Here is a 19,562-nt window from a genome sequence, read left to right on the forward strand (position 1 = left end):
GCAAGCCAGCTCCTACAAAGGATGCAGCTTCGCGCTCGGTTCTTGATCTTGGGCGCCTCGTTACCATTTACAGGTAAACTCCGCTCCTTTACCTATTCCCCACGGAGTTCGCCTTGCGTCTGTTTCACACCTCCGACTGGCACCTGGGCCAAAACCTCCACGGCCAGGAACGCGACTTCGAGCACGCTTGTTTCCTCGACTGGCTGCTGGGCCAGATCAAGCTGCACGGCCCCGATGTGCTGCTGATCGCTGGCGATATCTTCGATACGGTCAACCCGCCCCTCAAGGCCCAGGAGCGTCTGTATGACTTCATCATCAACGCCCATGAACAGAACCCCGACCTGACCGTTGTGATGATCGCCGGCAACCACGACTCCGGCTCGCGCATTGAGCTGCCGGCGCCATTGATGCGGCGTTTGCGTACCCATGCCCTGGGCCGGGTGCTGTGGCTGGATGACGGGCAACTGGATGTGGAGCGCTTGCTGATTGCCCTGCCGGACAAAACCGGCGCCGTGGCCGGCTGGTGCCTGGCGCTGCCGTTCCTGCGCCCGGCCGAAGTCACCGGTGCGCTGTTGGGCGACGATTACCTCAAGGGCATCGGCCAGGTGCATGAGCGCCTGATCGCCGCAGCCAACGCCAAGCGCCAACCGGGCCAGGCGCTGGTTGCCATCAGCCACGCACATATGGCCGGTGGCTCGGTGTCGGAAGACTCCGAGCGCAGCCTGATCATCGGCAATGCCGAAGCGCTGCCGGCCAGTCTGTTCGATGCCAGTGTCAGCTATGTCGCCCTCGGCCACTTGCACAAGCCCCAGCGGGTCAATGGCGAGGAACGCATCCGTTATTGCGGCTCGCCGATCCCGCTGTCATTTTCCGAAATCGGCTATCAACACCAGATCCTCGACGTGCAACTGGACGGTGCAACCCTGGTCAGCGTCGAACCGCGCCTGATCCCCCGCGCCGTGCATCTGCAACGCCTGGACGCCGCGCCCCTGGCCGAGATCCTCAAGCAACTGGCGCAGTTGCCCGACGTCGATCTGCTGGCCGACACCCAGCGCCAGCCCTGGCTGGAGGTGCGCGTGCGCCTCGACGAACCCCAGCCTGACCTGCGCCAGCAAGTGGAAAACGCCCTGCTGGGCAAGGCCGTGCGCCTGGTGCGCATCGCCGCCGAGTACGCCGGCAGCGGCGCGCGTCAGGACCAAGGCGATGAGCCGTTGATCGAACTCGACCAGCTCACGCCCCAGGAATTGTTCAGCCGCGCCTGGCAGGAAAGCTATGGCAGTGACGTGGACGAACAGACCCTCAAGGATTTCGCCGTGTTGCTCCAGGACGTGCAACACGAGGAGCAACAGCCATGAAGATCCTCGCCATCCGCCTGAAAAATCTCGCGTCCCTGGCCGGGCCGTTCGAAATCGACTTTACCGCCGAGCCCCTGGCCAGCGCCGGGTTGTTTGCGATCACCGGGCCCACCGGCGCCGGCAAAAGTACCTTGCTCGATGCCTTGTGCCTGGCGCTGTTTGGCGCCGTGCCACGCCTGGGCGACACCGGCCAGGCAAAAATGCCCGATGCCGATACCGATATCTCCATCGGCGACCCGCGCACCCTGATCCGCCGCGGTACCGGCGGCGGGTATGCCGAAGTGGACTTTGTCGGCGTCAGCGGCCGGCGCTACCGCGCGCGCTGGGAGGCCAATCGCGCCCGCGACAAGGCCAGCGGCAAGCTGCAGAACAGCCGGCAAAGCCTGATCGACCTGGACAGCGAGCAACTGCTGGCCAGCCAGAAGACCGAATACAAGACGCAACTGGAGCTGGCCCTGGGCTTGAACTTTGAACAGTTCACCCGTGCGGTGCTGCTGGCGCAAAGTGAGTTCAGCGCCTTTCTCAAGGCCAACGATAACGAGCGCAGCGAGCTGCTGGAAAAGCTCACCGACACCGCGCTCTACACCCAGTTGGGCCAGCGCGCGTTCATCAAGGCGCGGGAGGCCAAGGAAGCCCACAAGCTGCTGCAAGACCAGGCCACTGGCGTCACGCCGTTGCCAGCCGAGGCCCGCGCCGAGCTGGATCAACAATTGAGCGCGGCCCAGCAGCAACTCAAGACCCAGCAGGCCCAGCTCAAGCAACTGGAACTGCAACACACCTGGCTCAAGGAACTGCGCGAGTGGCAGGAGCGCCAACACAGTGCGGCCGAGCAATTGCAACAGGCCGAGCAGGCATGGCACACCCAGGGCCCGCAACGCCTGGACTTGAGCCGCCTGGAGCAACTGGCGCCGCAGCGTCATCATTTTGCGCGGCATAGCGAACTGAACGGCCAATTGGAGCCCCTGGCCGCGCAGATCCGCCAGCACCTTGAGCAACAAACCGCCCTGCACGCACGCCAGGAGCAACTGCAACAGCAGCAAGCCAGCGCACACAGCGCCTTGGCCGCCGCCTTGCAACAGCAGACCGAAGCCGTGCCGTTGCTGCGCCAGGCCTTCGAGGAACAAAGCAGCCTCGCCCGCCTGACCCGCGAGCTGGCCCAAAGCAGTGAACAGCAAAAACTGGGGCAAGCCGCCTGCACCGAAGGCCAAGCCGCGCTCGACACGTTGCACACCCAGCAGCAACAGGTTGCCAGCCGCCTGCAACAACTGGCGGCGCAACTGGAACGCAGCGCCACCCTCGCGCCCTTGAGCGACGCCTGGAACGCCTACCGCGACCGTCTGCAACAACTGATGCTGATCGGCAATCGCCTGAACAAGGGCCAGGCCGAACTGCCGCAACTGGAAGAACGCGCCAACCGCGCCAGCGAGCAATGGACCCAGCAACGCACGGCCCTGGAGTTGCTGTATCAGGAAGCCGGGGCCGAGCCCCATGCGGTGGCCGAACAGATCCAGTTGCTCGACAGCCTGCTCAAGGACAATCGCAAGCAGCAACGGGCCTTCGAAGACCTGACGCGGCTGTGGGACAGCCAGCAGCAATTGGACCAGCAGCAACAGGAGCTGGCCCAAAGACAGGCCAGTGCCCAGCAACAGCGCGAGCAACTGAACCAGACCGGCCTGCAAGCCAAGGCCGAGCTGACAGTGGCCGAGCAGACCCTGAGCGTGACCAAGCAGTTACTGGAACGCCAGCGGCTGGCACGCAGCGCCAGTGTCGAGGAGCTGCGCGGGCAATTGCAGGATGAGCAACCCTGCCCGGTGTGCGGCAGCGTCGAGCATCCGTATCACCAGCCCGAAGCCCTGTTGCACAGCCTCACGCGCCATGATGAAAGCGAAGAAGCCAATGCGCAGAAAGCGGTCGACACCCTCAAGGAAACGCTCACCGAACTGCGCGCTGCAGTCGGCGGCTTGATCGCCCAGCAAAAAGAATTCCTGCAACAGCAAGAGCAGTTGGCGACCCAGCTCCAGGGCCTGGCGCCGAGCCTCGAGGCCCACCCACTGAGCGCCGCGCTGTTCAACCAGGACAGCGGCAAACGCAGTGCCTGGCTGGCGCAGCAGTTGGGCCAGCTCAGCCAGAGCATCACCCAGGACGAACAGCGCCAGGGCGCCCTGCTCAACCTGCAACAAAATGCCGGGCGCCTGCAGCAACAGCTGCAAGCCGCCCAGGATGCCAGCCAGCAAGCCCGCCAGCAGTTGATCGACCAGCAACGGGAACTGGCCAGCGACCGCGAGCGCCTGGACGAAGAGCTCAATGCTTTCGCCAGCCTGCTCCCGGCCGAGACCCTCGAAGGCCTGCGCACGCAGCCGGCGGCGACGTTCATGCTGCTGGACCAGCAGATCAGCCAGCGCCTGGAGCAGCTTGGCTACCAGAAGGATGAACTGGCCGAGCAGCAACAGCGCCAGCAAGCCATCGAAAAAGAACAGGACCGCCAGCAGCATCGCCAGCAACAATTGGCCGTGCAGCACCAGCAGTTGGCCGAGTTGACCCAGCAACAGCAGGCCACCCAGGAAAAACTCAGCGCCCTGCTGGGCACACATGCCAGCGCCGAGCACTGGCAGCAGCAGCTCGAACAGGCCGTGGAACAGGCCCGTCACAGCGAGACCCAGGCCAATCAACAGTTGCAGGACACCCGCAGCGAACTGATCCAACTGGCCGCCGACCTCAAGGCCCGCCAGGAGCGCCAGCAAGCCCTGGACAGCGAACTCCAGGCGTTGCACAGCCGTATCAGCGAGTGGCGCGCCCAGCATCCGCAGCTCGACGACGCAGGCCTGGCACATCTGCTGGCCTTCGACGAGGCTGGGGTCAGCGAACTGCGCCAGCAGGTACAGCACAGCGAAAAAGCCATCGAACAGGCCAAGGTCCTGCTGCAAGAACGCGAGCAACGCCTCAAGGACCACCAGGCCCTGCACAACGGCAACCTTGACGCCGAACAGCTGGACAGCGCCCTGGCCGAGCTGAACCAGCAACTGCTTGGCGGCGAAAAACACTGCGCCGAACTGCGCGCGCAACAAGCCGAAGACCAGCGGCGCCAGGACGCCAACCAGAGCCTGGCGCTCACCACCGCCAAGGCCTATGAGGAGTGGCAGCGCTGGGCGCGGCTCGATGCACTGATCGGCTCGGCCACCGGCGACAAGTTCCGCAAGTTCGCCCAGGCCTACAACCTCGACCTGCTGGTACACCACGCCAACGTGCAACTGCGCCAACTGGTGCGCCGCTACCGCCTCAAGCGCGGCGGCAGCATGCTGGGCCTGCTGGTACTGGACACGGAAATGGGCGATGAACTGCGCTCGGTGCATTCGCTGTCCGGCGGCGAGACGTTCCTCGTCTCCCTGGCACTGGCCCTGGGGCTGGCGTCGATGGCCTCCAGCACGCTGAAGATCGAGTCGTTGTTTATCGATGAAGGCTTCGGCAGCCTGGACCCCGAATCCCTGCAATTGGCCATGGACGCCCTCGACGGCTTGCAGGCCCAGGGGCGCAAGGTGGCGGTGATTTCCCACGTACAGGAAATGCACGAACGAATTCCGGTGCAGATCCAGGTCAAGCGCCAGGGCAATGGGTTGAGCACCCTGGAGGTGAAATGAGCGAAGGGGTGTTGTATTCGTTTCGCCGCTGCCCCTACGCCATGCGCGCGCGGATGGCCCTGCGCTATTGCGCGGTGGCGGTGCAGGTGGTCGAAGTCAGCCTCAAGGCCAAGCCGGCGCAGATGTTAGCGCTTTCGCCCAAGGGCACGGTGCCGGTGTTGAGTGTGGGCGGCCAGGTGCTCGACGAGAGCCTGGCGATCATGGGCTGGGCATTGGCGCAGCATGATCCCGAAGATTGGCTGCTCAAGGAGGATCCGGCGGCGCAGGGGCTGATGGCAGCGTTGATTGCCGAGAATGACCAGGCCTTCAAGGAGCATTTGAATCGCTACAAATACGCCGAGCGCTACCCGGAGCAGCCGATGGAACACTATCGGGCCGAGGGCGAGGTGTTTTTGCGCAAGCTTGAAGGATTGCTGACGCAGCGCGACTACCTGCTGGCCGATCACCTGAGCCTGGCGGATGTGGCGCTGGCGCCGTTTGTGCGCCAGTTTGCCCATGTGGACCGGGAGTGGTTTGCAACGACGCCTTATGTGCACTTGCAGCAGTGGCTGGAGCGGTTTTTGGCGTCGCCGCTGTTTGTCCAATCCATGGCCAAAAACCCGTAGCCACGGTGCAGCCTTGGCGTGTCAGCCTTGGGTCTTGTGATCCAGGGCGGCATAGAAGTTGGCGCTCTGTTGCAGGTATTTCTGGGTGTAGGCGCTGGTGCTGGATTTTTTGCTGCTGATCTCCACGCTGGCGCTGGCTGGCAAGGCCACGGTGGCGGAAACAGCGGAGGCAGCGATGATCGAGAAGAGATTGAAGTTCATGGCGGTAACCCTTGTGTTCAGTTGGCTGGATGGCTTGTGAAGGCCTTGGAGCAAACTTACGCCTGGGTTCCGGCTGGCTGAAATGCTTTGAAACAGTAGCCGTTATCACTGGGATTGATACAAGGAGTCAGGCCCCGCACGGCGGGGCCTGTGGCTTATTGACGCACCAGGAACTTGAGGTCGCTGGGGGCATCAATCGGCAGTTTTTGTACGGTTTTGCCCAGTTGACCGGTCTGGGTGTCACGCGCGATCACCACAATCTGGTTGCTCTTCTGGTTGGCAATCAGCAAGAACTTGCCGCTCGGGTCGAGGCTGAACTCACGGGGATGGTCGCCTTCCACCGTGCGGCGCTGGATCTCTGTGAGCTGCGCGGTGGCAGGATCAATGGCAAACACCACGATCTGGTTGGCGGTGCCACGGTTGCTGACGTAGAGGAACCTGCCATCGCTGGAAGCGTGCAGCGCAGCGCCAGCCTTGTCCGACAGCGGCTGCCCAGCGGCAAAGTCCACCAATTGGCGCTGGGTCAGCCTGCCGTCCTGGTAGTCGTACACCGCAACCTGCGCGCTCATCTCGGTGGTCAGCCAGGCATGCTTGCCATCGGCGCTGAACAACAGGTGGCGCGGGCCACTGCCCGGCGGTAACTGCACGAAAGCCGGATCAGCCGGGGTCAGCGGCTGTTCGTGGTTGGCCTTGGGGTCGTAGCGGTAGGCAAAGACCTTGTCCGCCCCCAGGTCCTGCACAAACACGTACTTGCCATCGGGTGACGACACCACTGAATGCACGTGGTTGGACGCCTGGCGCTCAGGGTTGACCCGGCTGGCCGGGTGCGCGCTCAGTTGCACCGGCGGCGACAGCTTGCCTGCGGCATCCACCGGCAGGACGGCCAGGCTGCCGCCCGGATCTTCCAACACCGAATAGTTGGCGACAAACAGGTAGCGCCCATCGGCGGCCAGGCTGGAATGGGTGGGTTCGTTGCCCAGGCTCTGCACCTGGTTGACCAGGGTCAGTTGCTGGTTGGCCGGGTCAATGCGGTAGCTGCTCACGCGCCCCACCGGGTCTTGTTGGCCGGGGCCGTTTTCATTGACCACGAACAGGTGTTGCTGGTCCTGGGACAGGGTCAGCCAGGACGGGTTCTGCGCCTTGGCCGCCAGCACCGGCGCGCCGCTGAACTGGCCGGTACGGCTGTCGAACTGCAGGCGGTAGATACCTTCGCTGGTACCTGCCGTGTAGCTGCCCACCAGCAGTGCAAAGGTCTCGAGCGGCGCGGCCTGGGCCGACATCGCGCCGACACTGCCGGCCATCAGCAGGGGCCAGAATTTACGCATCAGCATGTTCGTCGTCCTCGTCTTCGTTGCTGCCAGTGATGGCGCTCAGGCACACCAGGCGGTGCTCGCCCGAGTCACCGCTGAGGGTCCAGCTTTGCAAGGTTTCATCGAACGTCGCGGCCTGCACCTGGGCGATGCTGAACGTCCAGCGTTTCTCGGCCCGACCGTCCATGCTCTTGATCAGTAACTGCCGATCATCGAAGGTGAAATCAAAGGCATGCAGCCCATCGATTACGAGCATGTCGCTGGTTGCAAGTTCAGTGGCCAGGGTAGCAGCAGTCATCAGGATCATTCATCAGTGGAAAAACGTTGATGATAGGCCAAACCGTGGTCGCCGTCGTGTCGCGATAACCGGCTACCACACTGCGGCCCCAGCGGCTTGCCATTCTGCGGGAGAACCCCATCGCGCAGAACGGAACCTCTTATGCCCGACACTTTACCCGCCCCACCCCCTGGCCCATTGCTGTTCACTCACCGCAGCAACACCCCGGCCCTGGCCGTCGCCCGCCAATTCGCCGATCGCCCGACCTTGCGTCAGGTGGTCGAACACCACCTGCAGGAACGCCTGCTGGAACAGTTCCCGGCGCTGGCCCTGGACCTGTCCACCGTCAAGCTGGCGACCCCCAACCAAAAACGCGGCTGGGACCTCAGGCGCTTGAGCGATGTGGTCCTCGACCACCTGGGCAATGGCACGCCCCTGAACCTGACCCAGGTCATCGACGAACGCCGCAGCTTTCTCTCCCAGCAGCCACCCTCACGCCTGACCTATGAAGCCAATGGCCCGCGCGAACCGGACATGGCGGTCATTGAACGGTTGATCGTGGACCTGCCCTTTACCCTGCCGATCGCTTTCCAGCAGGCCCTGACGAACTATTGGAACCTCAGCGCAGACACCCGCGCCAGCCGCTGGCAATGGCTCGGCGACCTGTTGGCCGATAACCTGAAAAGCACCGCAAGCCTGCTGCCGGCAGGCCCAACCCGGGACATGCTGTTTGACCTGACCCGCCAACCTGACCGGCGCGAGCGCCTGGCCGGGCCTGCGGGCATCGTGTACGCCTACTGCCTGGAGGCTTGCGTCGTCAGCCCGGGCAGCGATGCCCGCCTGTTGAGCACCGACCTGCTGTTGGTACAAGGCCCTCGGATCCTGCTGTGCCAGGCCTCGGGCAATGTGGAGCCGTATGCTTCATTGGAGGCGTTCACCCAGGCCTGGGGCCAACGCCTGGCCAGCCGCTTGCAGGTCGACAAAGTCGTGGTCAAGCGCTACGAACCCGATGGCAATCTCTTCGATACCCAGGCCGCCCTGCTGCTCAACCAGCAATTGGACGACCTCCAAGCCATCCAACTGCCGGCCGCCGAGGGCGTACGCGCCCTGGAGCAGCAGTTCGCCGAGGCCACCGACCCGGCACTCGCCTTGCGCGCCGCCCCCGCGCCAGACCCGACGCACCAGCCCGCCCTCCAGGCAGCGTTACCGTCCTGGCTGCAGGCGGCCAGCGCCGAACAGCGCTTTGCCTATCGCCAAGAGCTGCTGGAACAGGCGCGCCTGCAACGCAAAACCGAAGGTGCGTCCTTTCTGGACGGCGTCGAGAACCTGCAGGCCTTTACCACCCGCACCCTGCGCGAGCAGATGCGCCGTGACCACCCCGAGTCCAGCGTGGAACCGGACAACCTGGAACTGACCTTCCATGTCCCGGTCGGTGACATCCACAGCGGCTACCTGGCCCCGGTGCGCATGAGCCTGACGGCACTGGCCATCAACAACCTGGCTGCGGCGCCACAGGGCCGGCTAACCCTTCGGGACACATCGGGGGCGGCCGTCCCGGACTGGCTGACCGAGGACTACATACTCGGGGAAAAAGGCCTGTTCCATAGCACCCCCGGGCTGATCCGCCAGGTGGACGTTGGCCAACACTATCCGCAGAAAATCCGCGAACTACTGCTGGGGGACGGCCCCGGGATACGCCGGCGCGAGGTGCTGTTCGGCGACGAACTGGCCGTGCAACTGCCACGCCAGGCCCTGGAACTGGCAATACGCGGGCAACAGGGGTTCACCTTCCTCGGTTATCGCTACGTCAAGGCCGTGCTGCACCGCAGCGCGCCGCTGCGGGAGGTGGATGCCCAGGACATCGTGATCCGCCCGCTGGCCTTCGCCCGCAAACCCGGGGCGCTGCCGGATATCGTCAGCAATATATTTATCATCGAGCCCCGGGATATCGACGCCGGGCCGGCGATTCTCTACCGCCCGCTGTACCAGGACGCGTTGCAGCAATTCAGCCAGCGCGCGGCCCTGTTCGATGCCATCGCCGCGCCCGGGGCCTTGCAAGACAGCGTGCTGGCCTGGATGTCGGACAAGGCCCGGCCGATCTACAGCCACGGCGGTTTCCATAGCCCGCATATCCTGCGTTTCGGCCAGGGCGACGACACCGTGCAGTGGCCCGCGCCGCCCCCGGCACAGTTGGCGCAGGACACCAACGGTGGGCAAATCCCCGGGTCCCTGGCCCAGTCCCTGGCCACCGGCAACCTGACCCAGTACCTGTACGGCAGCAATGCCCGGGCGCTGGTGGACCTGGCCGACCGGGACGCGGTGTCCAATACCGAAAGCCGCTGGGCGGTGCTGCTCGAAGGTGGCTGGCTGCTGTTCAACGCCTTGCTGTTGCCGCTGCTGCGCGGGCCGGCGATGGTTGCAGGCTGGATGGTGCAACTGGCGGTCAGCCTGCGGCACGATATCGCGGCCCTGCAAGGCGAGGATGACGCCGCGAGGGAGCTGGCCTGGGTCGATGTGCTGCTCAATATCGGCCTGATTCTGTTGCATGTAGCCTCTCGCCCCCCTGAATGGCTGGCGCACGACAGCGAGCCGCCCTTGCCGCTGACCCTCGCAGCGCTACGCCGCCCGGCGGGCGCGACCCAGCCGGCCATCCCGATCGAGCTGGGCCCGGTGGGCCTGCCCGCCGAACCACCGGCCGGCGACCAGACCCTGGTGGATTTTGTCCACTCCAACGCGCGCGACAGCAGCCGCCGCCGCCTGCTCGATGCCTTGCGCGAGCTGCATGTACCCTGGCCGGTGCCGGCCCCGTTGCCCCTGGAGATCGGTGATTTCAAAGGGTTGTACCGCATCGATCAACAGTGGCACGCCTCGGTGGCCGGCCTGCTGTTTCGGGTGAATATCGTGCCGGACCTGGGCGAAGTGTCCCTGATCCATCCGCAAAAACCGCAACATCCTGGGTTCGCGCTCACGCGTAATGCCCAAGGCCACTGGGTCCTGGATCTGGGCCTGAAACTGCGCGGTGGTGGGCCGAAGAACCGGTTCAAGGCCAAGCTGGCGCAAATCGCTCAGCAACGCACCCAGGCCTCGGATGAGATCAATCGCATCAGTGACGAGGTCAGCGCCCTGATCAAACGCCTGCAACCCATCGACCGGGTGCTGGAGGCTGCCCGACTGAAGTTCGAGACCGCCCACAATGCCCTGGGCGAGGCCCGCAACCGCTTGCGCAGTGCCCCTGACGACCCGGCGCGGGTGGCCGAACACCGCAACAGCGTGGCACAACGCTCCTGGGCCAGGACCGGGTTCCAGGCCTTTCAGGAGCGCTTTGACCAGGCCGCCGCCCAGTTGCTGCAACAACGACGCCTGCTGATCGAGGCCTACGGGCAGATGAAGGCCGTTGACAGCCACTTCGACTATGAGGGCCAGTGCGTGGAGCAATACCAGTCGATGCTGGCCACCGATGAGATACGCGTCAGCCAACTGGCCTCCCTGTATCTGGCAAGCTTTGTCTCCGAGCACGGCGAATCGCTGATCGAACTGCAAGGCACGGCGCACGATACGGCGGCGGTGCACTATGTCAAAGACCTGCTGGAGACTAATTTTGCGGTTTCCGAGCGTCATGCCCAGGCAATGCTTGCCATCGAGAACACCCTGGAGGAGATGGCCGCGCGCTTGAAGACCGGCCCTGCGCAACGCCTCAAATACCTCAATGGTCATCCCAAGCGCCGCTTCTACAACCGCCTCAACGCCACCCTCGAATCCCTGGATGTGCTGACCGATTTGAGCATTGACCAGACGGTTGCGGCCACCACGCCCCAGGAACAGTACTTCCTGGAGCGCCATGACCACTTGCAATCCTCGTTGTCGTCCCTGGAAGACTCGCACCTGGACCTGCTGACCACCGAGGGGTTCACCTCCACCGAGCGCAAGGAGGTGTTGACCAACCTGATCCAGCACTACAACCGGCGCCTGCAGATTTATCAGAGCCTGCTGGAGCTCGACTCGCCCCTGGCCCACCCACGGTATATGCCGCTATTGATCGAGCGGTTGTACACCGTGCGTGACAGCGCCGAGGCTGATCTGGCTGCGTTGTTGCGTGAAGATGAGTTCCTCCCGCCCCAACCGGGCGCCTTCAAGCCGGTACGGGCACCGTCAAGGACCAAGCGCGTGTTCAAGTCACGGGACAAGGGGGCCCTGGTGGGCGATCTGGAACCGGCCCAACGCGACCTACCCTTCCCCACCATTGTGACCCGCAATCCCATCACCCAGCAGATCAGTGGGCGTTTCATGGAGCAGCCCCAGGAAGGCTGGGTGGAGATCATCGAGGCCAAGCCCACCCCACCCGCCAAGCCCACCCAGGTGCCGGCGCTGGCGACCTTGCGCAGCCAGGCGCAACGGCTGCTGGAGGAAGTGCCGGCTATCGAGCGCTCCATCGAGTTCCAGAAAAAGAAACTCAGCGACCCTTCGCGCCGCGATGAACTCAACCCCCAGGACTGGCGCGACATGCTCGTGCACCAGGCCGAACGCCTGGAAACGGTGGCGGCCGGGCTGGCCCAGCACCACGGGGACAAGCCCGACATGCTCCAGACCGTAGAGCGCCTGCGCCTGCGGGCCGTCGAGCTGCGCGCACAAGGCACACAACACTGCATCGAGGGCTACAAGGCGCAACGCCCGCGCCAGGAAAATATCGAATTCCTGCGCGCCCACGCCGCGATCGACATCGGCCTGGTCCACGGCCCGCAACGCACCGCGGCCAAGGACTACGTGTCGGAGTTCGCCGTGCGCGAGAAGAACCGCCTCACGGTGCTGTGGTATGCCCACTTTCACTACCCCCAGGCCGACAGCCTGCCAGGCGCCTACACCGCCGCGCACCTCAAGCGCCCCGAACAGCGCTTTGTAACCCTGCGGGACCTGATCGCCCAGGCCGGTGCAGACAGTCAGGCAATCGTGCGAGACCTGTACCACCCGATCACCGCGCCGCTTGACCAACGCCTGTTCCTCAGCCTGGTGCCCGCCTAGAACCCGGCCATGAAGGGCAACGACTGCCAATAAAAAAGGATGTTTATGCAAACCCTCACCCCCTCCTCTATCGCCCATGCCGTCAGCGCTCAATTTGCTGATCGCCCGACGCTGGAAACGGTAATCCGCCAACAACTCGCGTCGGCCATCGGCGCCAAATACCCCACGTTGACGATAGACCTGAGCCGCACTCGCCTGGCCCGGCCGCAACGCCGCAGTTGGCTGTTACAGCCATTTATGGCAGTGGTTCAGGATGCGCTGGCCAGTGGCATCGCGCTGGACTTCAGCGACGTGGACAACGTGCCCTGGTACCTCTCGGACGAGCCGCCAAAACGCCTGAAACTGCCCGGTTTGAGCCGGGAAAACCTCGATATGCAGGTCATCGCCAGCCTGATTGGCGAACTGCCCCAGACCCTGCCCATCGCCCTGCAAAATGCCTTGGCCGACTATTGGGACGCCGGTCATTGGCGCTGGCTTGCGCACGTACTGATGGACACCTTGCGCGTTTGCGCCCTGCGTCACACAAGCCTGGATGCACAGGCGCAGGAGGCGGTCGACCAACTGGTCACCCTCCCCGACCGTGAAGCGCGGATCGCCCGCCATGGCCAAGGTGTGGTGTTCGCCTATGGCCTGGAAGTCACCCTCAAAAGCGCAGAACAGAGCAGCCACCTGCTGAGCCCGGAACTGGTGTTGATCCGTACCGTGCAAGGCAAAACGCCGGCGCTGCTGTGCAGCCCCGGCGGTGGCATTGAAGCGTTTGCCTCCATGGATGCGTTGGTCCAGGCCTACGGCCAGCGCCTGGGTAGTCAATATCAGGTCGACGATATCCTCATCCAGCGCTACGAGCCCGACGGCGATATCTTCGAGCACCAGGCAGCGATGATCCTCAATCGCCAACTGGCAGACCTGGGCAACCTGCGCCTGCCCACGGCCCAGCCCTTCAGCGCCTGGCAGGCGCTGTATGCTGAACTCACCGATCCCGGGCGGTTTTTGCGCGACTCACCGGCCGCCCCACTCCAGGCCCTGGACACCCTGCGCCAACACCTGCCGAGCTGGCTGCTACAGGCCAGCGTCGACGACCGCGCGACTTACCGGCGGTATGCCCTGGCACTGGCCAGCGCCAAACAGCGCGGCGGCGGGCGCCACTTTCTCAGTGATCTGGACGATATCCGCACCTTCACCGTCAAGGCCCTGCTGCAAGCCCTGCAACACGACGCGGTGACCTTCGACTCCCTGTTGCCTACGCCACCGTCTGTCGCCGCCCTGCACCCCGACGACCTGCAACTGACCTTCACTGTCACCTCGGGCTATCCTGGCACCGTCGGAATTATCCGCCACGAGCGCATGAGCCTTACGGACATGGCCATCGACAACCTGGCCAGCCGCCCCAGCGGCACCGTGACCTTGAGCAATCGCCATGGCCTGGCGCTGCCGTCCTGGCTGACCGCCGACTATTTGATGGGCGCCGGTGGCCTCATTGAAAAGGTCGATATCGGTCAGCACTACCCGCGCCTGCTGGAGCAGCACCTGTTGGGCGACAGCCCCGAGGCGCAGCAGCGTGAAACGTTGTTTGCCGATCAGCAGGCCGCGCAATTGCCGTTGCTGGCGCTGGAGTTGTGCCTCAAACAACAGGCCGGCGTGAGCCGCCAGGGCGCACGCCTGGTGGCCGCGCTGATGCAGGGCAATGTTGCCGAGCAGCAGGTCGACAACCGCCAGGTGGTGATCCGCCATTTGGCGTTGGTACGGGCCCCTGGCGCCCCTGCCGACAGCGTCTGCAACATGTACCTGATCGAAGCGTTGAACGCCGATGTCGGCCCTCATCTGCTGTATCGCCCGTTGTATGCCCAAGCGCTTCAGGAATTCGCCAGCCGCCAGACGCTGTTCGAGGCCATCGCCCAGCCCGGCGAGTTACAGGACAGTGTGCTGACCTGGCTAAGTGACAGCGCCCGGCCGATTTATGCCCACGGCGGGTTCCGTGAGCCGCACTACCTGCGCTTCGGCCAGGGCGATGAATTTGCGCCCTTGAGCAAGCCGGCGCCGGCGACCCTGTCCCGCGATGGCATCAACGAGGAATTGCAACAATGCCTGGCCACCGGGCGCCTGATGAGCTACCTGTTCAGCGACCATGCCCGCGCCCTGGTGCAACAGGCCAACCGCGAGTCGGTGTCCAACAGCGAGAGCCGCTGGCAGGTACTGCTGGAGGGTAGCAGCCTGTTGTTCGGCAATCTGTTGCTGCCATTGTTGCGCGGGCCGGCGATGCTCACTGGCTGGCTGCTGGGCCTGATGGCCAGCCTGGGCCAGGACATTGCGGCACTGGCCGCCGAGGATCAGCAGCAGCGCGAGCTGGCAGCGGTTGATCTGCTGCTCAATCTCGGCCTGCTGCTGTTCGAGGCGGCTCCCGAGGTGACGGCGTCTTACCCGCCCCTGGCTGCCGGGCTCAAGGCGCGTGCACTGCCTTCGGCGCTCGCCCCGCGTATTGCCGAACAATGGCCGGTGCCCCTGGCACCGACGATTCGCGAGGGAGCCGTGACCCTGCCGGGCATGTTGCCGGACACCAGCCGCAATGTGTTGGACTTCAGTTTCGCGCAGACCCGTCAACGCCTGACGCCTGCCCAGCGCGTGCGGCTGAGCAGTTTCAAGGCCATCCGGCCGACGCCCCTGCCGCGCCCCGTGCTGAATGGGCCACGCAAGGGGCTGTACCTGGTTGAAAACATTTGGCACGCCGAGGCGAATGGCGAATGGTTGCAAGTGACCCTGGGGCCGGAGGGCGACATCAGGGTCGTCGCCCCTGGCGATACCACCCGCAGCGGCCCTTACCTGCGCAGCGATGCCAACGGCGTGTGGTCGGTAGATACCCGCCTGCGCCTGCGAGGTGGCATGCCCCCCAGGCGGATCGCCGCCGAACGTCAGCGACGGGCTGAGCGGATCAGCCAACTGACGCGTTCTTACGAACAGTTCATCCAGGGGCAGGTGGCCCGGCAAAAACGGATCGAGATTATCCTGGGAGTGATGACCAGCACCGCCGAAGACCCACGCTTTGGCGAAGCGCAACAGGCTGACAGTCGCCAGCGCTTCGATACGGCCCTGCAGGAACAGACATTGGAATACCAGCAGCAGTTGGACAGCCTCAAAGAACGCAGCGAGCTGGGGATTGCCTTGCCACCCGAGTCGGTGGCGAGCTTGCTGGAAAATATCGTCAACAACACGCGCAAGCATGTGGTGGTGGCCAAGAAAGATCGCGACGCGCTGTACCGCAACAACAGACACTTCACGTTCCGAGGAGAACGCCTGGCCGAGGCTGTGTTCGGTGACTTTGCAGCTTACCGGCGGTTCATCCGGGAAATGATTGTCATCAATGAGCGTTCGATCCACTGGCTGGAGCAGCGTGATCGTTACCTGGACCAACTGTTCAACCTGGGCAACCCCGGCAGCGAACACTACCGCCGACTGACCTGGGACCGTCCCCAGGAAATCAGCGCCCTGGCCGTCAAGGACTTGCTGATACGCAACTACGCACTGATGACCCACAACCACCCGGATCATCCACTGGTCAATGTACTGATCGACATCCTTGAACCCCTGCAGGAACACTTGCGTACCCACAGTGAGCTGAACGATCTGGAACTGACGGCCGAGGACCGCGTCAGCGTGCTGGAAAGCCTGGTGGAGCACTATGGCCGGGGCCTGGATTCGTTGCAGGGGGTCGGCATCGTCAAAGCCGATGAGCTGGACAGCGAGCATTTTGCCAAGTTGCTCAAGCTGGTGGAGGGGCTGTACCAGGACGCGGCCCAGCAACTGGCCAGCGAAATCAAACCCGTCGCCCAGCCACCCAGGCGCCCGAGCCGGCGCAACCCGGCGGTGGCCGGCAAGCCGCTGAAAAAAGTCATCCGCACCCCGAAAAAAGGCACGTTTATCGGTGAGGTCAAACCCGTGGGCAGCGTGGAAACCGTCGAAGTACGCTCCCAGGTCAATGACGAGCTGCTGGGCCTGTATTCACAGCGGGGCGAGCAATGGATCGCATACAAAGAAGCATCGCCCCCGCGCTCTCCGGCGGCACCGCGCGCGCTGAACCTGGTCAAGGGTGAGGCCCGCAAACTGCTGGCCATGCTTGAAGAGCACCTCAAGCGTGGCGAGCAATACAAGAAGATTTCCCGGCACCCGGAAGAGGTCCAGGAGGTGCTGCAGTATGAGTCGACGCGCTATGACAAGCTGGCCACCGAGCTGCACCAGGCGATCCAGGCCCAGCCCGTCGAAGCCCGCACACCGGCTGACCAGACCCTGGAAAACGACATGCGCCAGGCCGCGGCCCGCCTGAGTGAGCGTGGCCAGGCGCTACGCATCCAACTGTGCCTGGAACTGCCGCCAACCCACGGCAACCTGGAATACCTGATCGAGCAGAAACACGCCAATATGGCGTTGCTGGGCGAGCGTATCCAGTTAAGCGGCGAGCGCCGGGACTTCGTCCAGGAGTATGCCGTCAACGACCCGCTCGGTTACCCGTTGTGGTACGCCCACTTCCACTACCCGGCAGCCGATACGCCCAAGGAACACTACACCGCCGCCCACCTCAAGACACGCGAGCAACGCCGGGTCGGCTACTACTCGCAACTGGCCAGGGCACAAAGCCCCCAGGCGGTCGTGGATGTACACCGTGGTTTGATTGGCAAGGCGTTGGCCGAGCGGTGGTTCCTGCCATTGGCCACCTGACAGGGCACACACGCTCGCGGGTGACAACAGGCCCCTGGGGACAAGGGCCTTGCCTGCGGTAAGGCTCAGTGGGCAAACAGCGAATTGCCCTTCTGCCCCGCCAGTTTCTCCGGCTTGATCAGGAACCGCGCCAGGGCCGGCAGCAGCCACAGTGCACCGAACATGTTCCACAGCAGCATGAAGGTCAGCATCAGGCCCATGTCGGCCTGGAACTTGATGGCCGAGAAGATCCAGGTGCACACGCCGATCGCCAGGCACAGGCCGGTGAACAGTACGGCTTTACCGGTGGATTTGAGGGTCTGGTAATAGGCTTCCTGCAACGGCAAACCGGCGCGCAGGAAGCTTTCCAGGCGGCTGTAGATATAGATGCCGTAGTCCACGCCAATCCCCACGCCCAGTGCCACCACCGGCAAGGTCGCGACCTTGACGCCGATGCCCATGAACGCCATCAGCGCGTTGCCCAGCACCGAGGTCAGCACCAGCGGCAATACGATGCACAGGGTCGCGGCCCAGGAACGGAAGGTGATCATGCACATGGTCGCCACGCACAGGTAGACCAGGATCAGGATGGTCAGCTCGGCTTCCTTGATCACCTCGTTGGTAGCCGCTTCGATCCCGGCGTTGCCCGCGGCGAGGATGAACTCCAGGCCTTCCTTGTTGTTTTCCTTGGCGAAGTCCTGCACCGCATGCACCGCACGGTCGAGGGTCTCGGCCTTGTGGTCGTTGAGGAACACCAGCACCGGCGCCAGGGAGCAATTGTTGTTGTACAGGCCATCGGCACGGGCGATGGAGTTGTTCAACACATCCGGGTTACGGGACAGGGTTTCCCATTTCAGGTTGCCCTCGTTCATGCCCTTGATCATCTGCTTGGACACGGTCACCAGGGAGATCGCCGACTGCACGCCCTCGGTGTTCTGCATTTTCCACATCAACTGGTCGATGGGCGCCATGGCTTCGTAGCGCGAGCAGCCTTCTGCGCGGGTCTTGACCATCACCACCAGCACATCGGAGCTGGTGGAGTAGTTGTTGATGATGAAGTTGTTGTCTTTGTTGTAGCGCGAGTCCGGGCGCAGCTCCGGGGCACCCTGGTCGAGGTCGCCGATCTTCAGGTTCTGGCTGTACCACAGGCCGCCACCGAAGGCGACCAGGGCCAGGGCAATGGAGATGGGCGCGACTTTCGGGCTGGCAAAGTTCGACAGCAGGCGCCAGAACGGATGATCGCGGTTGGCGTCCTTTTTGCTCTTGGCAATCGCACGTTTGCTGATACCCACATAGGAGATCGCGACCGGCAGCAGGATCAGGTTGGTGAACACGATCACCGCCACGCCGATGGAGGCCCCGATGGCCAGTTCGCGGATCACGCCGATATCGATGATCAGCAGGGTGATAAAGCCCACCGCGTCCGCAAGAATCGCGATCATCCCTGGCAGGAACAGTTGCCGGAACGTACGGCGGGCCGCCGTCAGGGCGTTGTCGGCCTCACTGGATTGCAGGGCGATGCCGTTGATTTTCTGCACACCGTGGGAGATACCGATGGCAAAGATCAGGAACGGCACCAGCATCGAATACGGATCCAGGCCGAACCCGAAAAAGTGCATCAGGCCCAGTTGCCAGACCACCGCTACCAGCGTGGTACTCAACACCGCGATGGTGCTGCGCACGCAGTTGGTGAACCACAGCAGCAGCACCAGGGTGATCACGAACGCAACGCCGAAGAACAGCACCACCATGATCAGGCCGTCGATCAGGTCGCCCACTTTCTTGGCGAACCCGACGATATGGATCTGGACGTTGGGGTTCTGCTCCTGGAACTTGGTGCGGATCTTGTCTTCCAGTTCGTGAGAGAACTTCTGGTAGTCCAGGGCCAGCAATTTGCCTTGGTCCTGCGGGTCCGGGTAGGACTCCAGCAGCGGGATATCGACGATGCTCGACTTGAAGTCGTTGGCCACCAGGCGCCCCACCTGCCCGGACTTGAGCACGTTGTTGCGCAACTGGTCGAGGCTTTCCGGCGAGCCGTTGTAGCTCTGCGGGATCACTTCGCCGCCGGCAAAGCCCTCCTCGGTCACTTCGGTCCAGCGCACGCTGGGGCTCCACAGGGACTTGAGGCCGGAGCGGTCGACGCCGGAAATGTAGAACACTTCGTCGTTGATCTGGCGCAGGGTCTCCATGTACTCCTTGGAGAAGATGTCACCGTCCTTGGCCTCCACCGAGATACGCACGGTGTTGCCCAGGTTTGCCAGGTCGTTGCGGTGCTCCATCATCTTTTCGATGAACGGGTGTTGCAGGGGGATCATTTTTTCGAAGCTGGTGGACGGGCGAATCAACGTCGCCTGCCAGAACAGGAAGATGCTCACCAGCAGGCAGATCACGATCACTGCCGGGCGGTTATTGAAGATCAGGCGCTCAAGAAAGGTCGCTTTATCGTTGTGATGACTGCTCATTCTATCCCCGCCTTC

General features: G+C 63.6%; 9 protein-coding genes. 5 read left to right on the forward strand and 4 right to left on the reverse strand.

Annotated elements, in window-relative coordinates:
- The first annotated feature begins 113 nt into the window (after positions 1-113).
- The 3 genes from ACO77H_RS16830 to ACO77H_RS16840 are packed head-to-tail and all read left to right on the forward strand — an operon-like array spanning position 114 to position 5,595.
- On the forward strand, positions 114-1,355 hold the full coding sequence (locus ACO77H_RS16830) for an exonuclease SbcCD subunit D C-terminal domain-containing protein (RefSeq protein WP_169955765.1): 1,242 nt from the start codon (positions 114-116) through the stop codon (positions 1,353-1,355).
- Positions 1,352-4,990, forward strand: coding sequence for an AAA family ATPase (locus ACO77H_RS16835; RefSeq protein WP_432754317.1), 3,639 nt, complete (start codon positions 1,352-1,354; stop codon positions 4,988-4,990). The genes ACO77H_RS16830 and ACO77H_RS16835 overlap by 4 nt, the downstream gene beginning before the upstream one ends.
- Positions 4,987-5,595 carry a glutathione S-transferase gene (locus ACO77H_RS16840; protein WP_169955767.1) on the forward strand — a complete coding sequence of 203 codons (609 nt, stop codon included), beginning with the start codon at positions 4,987-4,989 and terminating at the stop codon, positions 5,593-5,595. Before ACO77H_RS16835 ends, ACO77H_RS16840 begins: the two co-directional genes overlap by 4 nt.
- Before the next feature lie 21 nt (positions 5,596-5,616).
- Here ACO77H_RS16840 and ACO77H_RS16845 read toward each other — a convergent pair whose 3' ends face one another.
- From ACO77H_RS16845 to ACO77H_RS16855, 3 genes are all read right to left on the reverse strand, one after another.
- The gene (locus ACO77H_RS16845; protein WP_169955768.1) at positions 5,617-5,796 is read right to left on the reverse strand and encodes a hypothetical protein; all 180 of its coding nucleotides are present in this window, start codon (positions 5,794-5,796) and stop codon (positions 5,617-5,619) included.
- A 155-nt stretch (positions 5,797-5,951) separates the two neighbouring features.
- Positions 5,952-7,127: a lactonase family protein gene (locus ACO77H_RS16850; RefSeq protein ID WP_170057110.1), complete on the reverse strand. Its 1,176-nt coding sequence runs from the start codon at positions 7,125-7,127 to the stop codon at positions 5,952-5,954.
- Positions 7,114-7,404, reverse strand: a complete 291-nt coding sequence (locus ACO77H_RS16855) for a DUF5629 family protein (protein ID WP_169955770.1) — start codon at positions 7,402-7,404, stop codon at positions 7,114-7,116. The genes ACO77H_RS16850 and ACO77H_RS16855 overlap by 14 nt, the downstream gene beginning before the upstream one ends.
- Before the next feature lie 141 nt (positions 7,405-7,545).
- Between ACO77H_RS16855 and ACO77H_RS16860 the strand changes: the two genes are divergently transcribed.
- Together ACO77H_RS16860 and ACO77H_RS16865 are read left to right on the forward strand one after the other, a co-directional pair.
- Entirely contained in the window at positions 7,546-12,399 is a 4,854-nt protein-coding gene (locus ACO77H_RS16860; RefSeq protein ID WP_432754318.1) for a hypothetical protein, read from the forward strand.
- Positions 12,400-12,444: 45 nt separating this feature from the next.
- Positions 12,445-17,106 carry a hypothetical protein gene (locus tag ACO77H_RS16865; protein ID WP_432754319.1) on the forward strand — a complete coding sequence of 1,554 codons (4,662 nt, stop codon included), beginning with the start codon at positions 12,445-12,447 and terminating at the stop codon, positions 17,104-17,106.
- A gap of 65 nt (positions 17,107-17,171) precedes the next feature.
- Here ACO77H_RS16865 and ACO77H_RS16870 read toward each other — a convergent pair whose 3' ends face one another.
- Positions 17,172-19,547, reverse strand: coding sequence for an efflux RND transporter permease subunit (locus ACO77H_RS16870; RefSeq protein ID WP_170057107.1), 2,376 nt, complete (start codon positions 19,545-19,547; stop codon positions 17,172-17,174).
- Between the last annotated feature and the right edge of the window lie 15 nt (positions 19,548-19,562).

It is taken from the genome of Pseudomonas sp. WMBT8, from assembly GCF_050916005.1.
In the GTDB taxonomy this organism is placed as follows: Bacteria; Pseudomonadota; Gammaproteobacteria; order Pseudomonadales; family Pseudomonadaceae; genus Aquipseudomonas.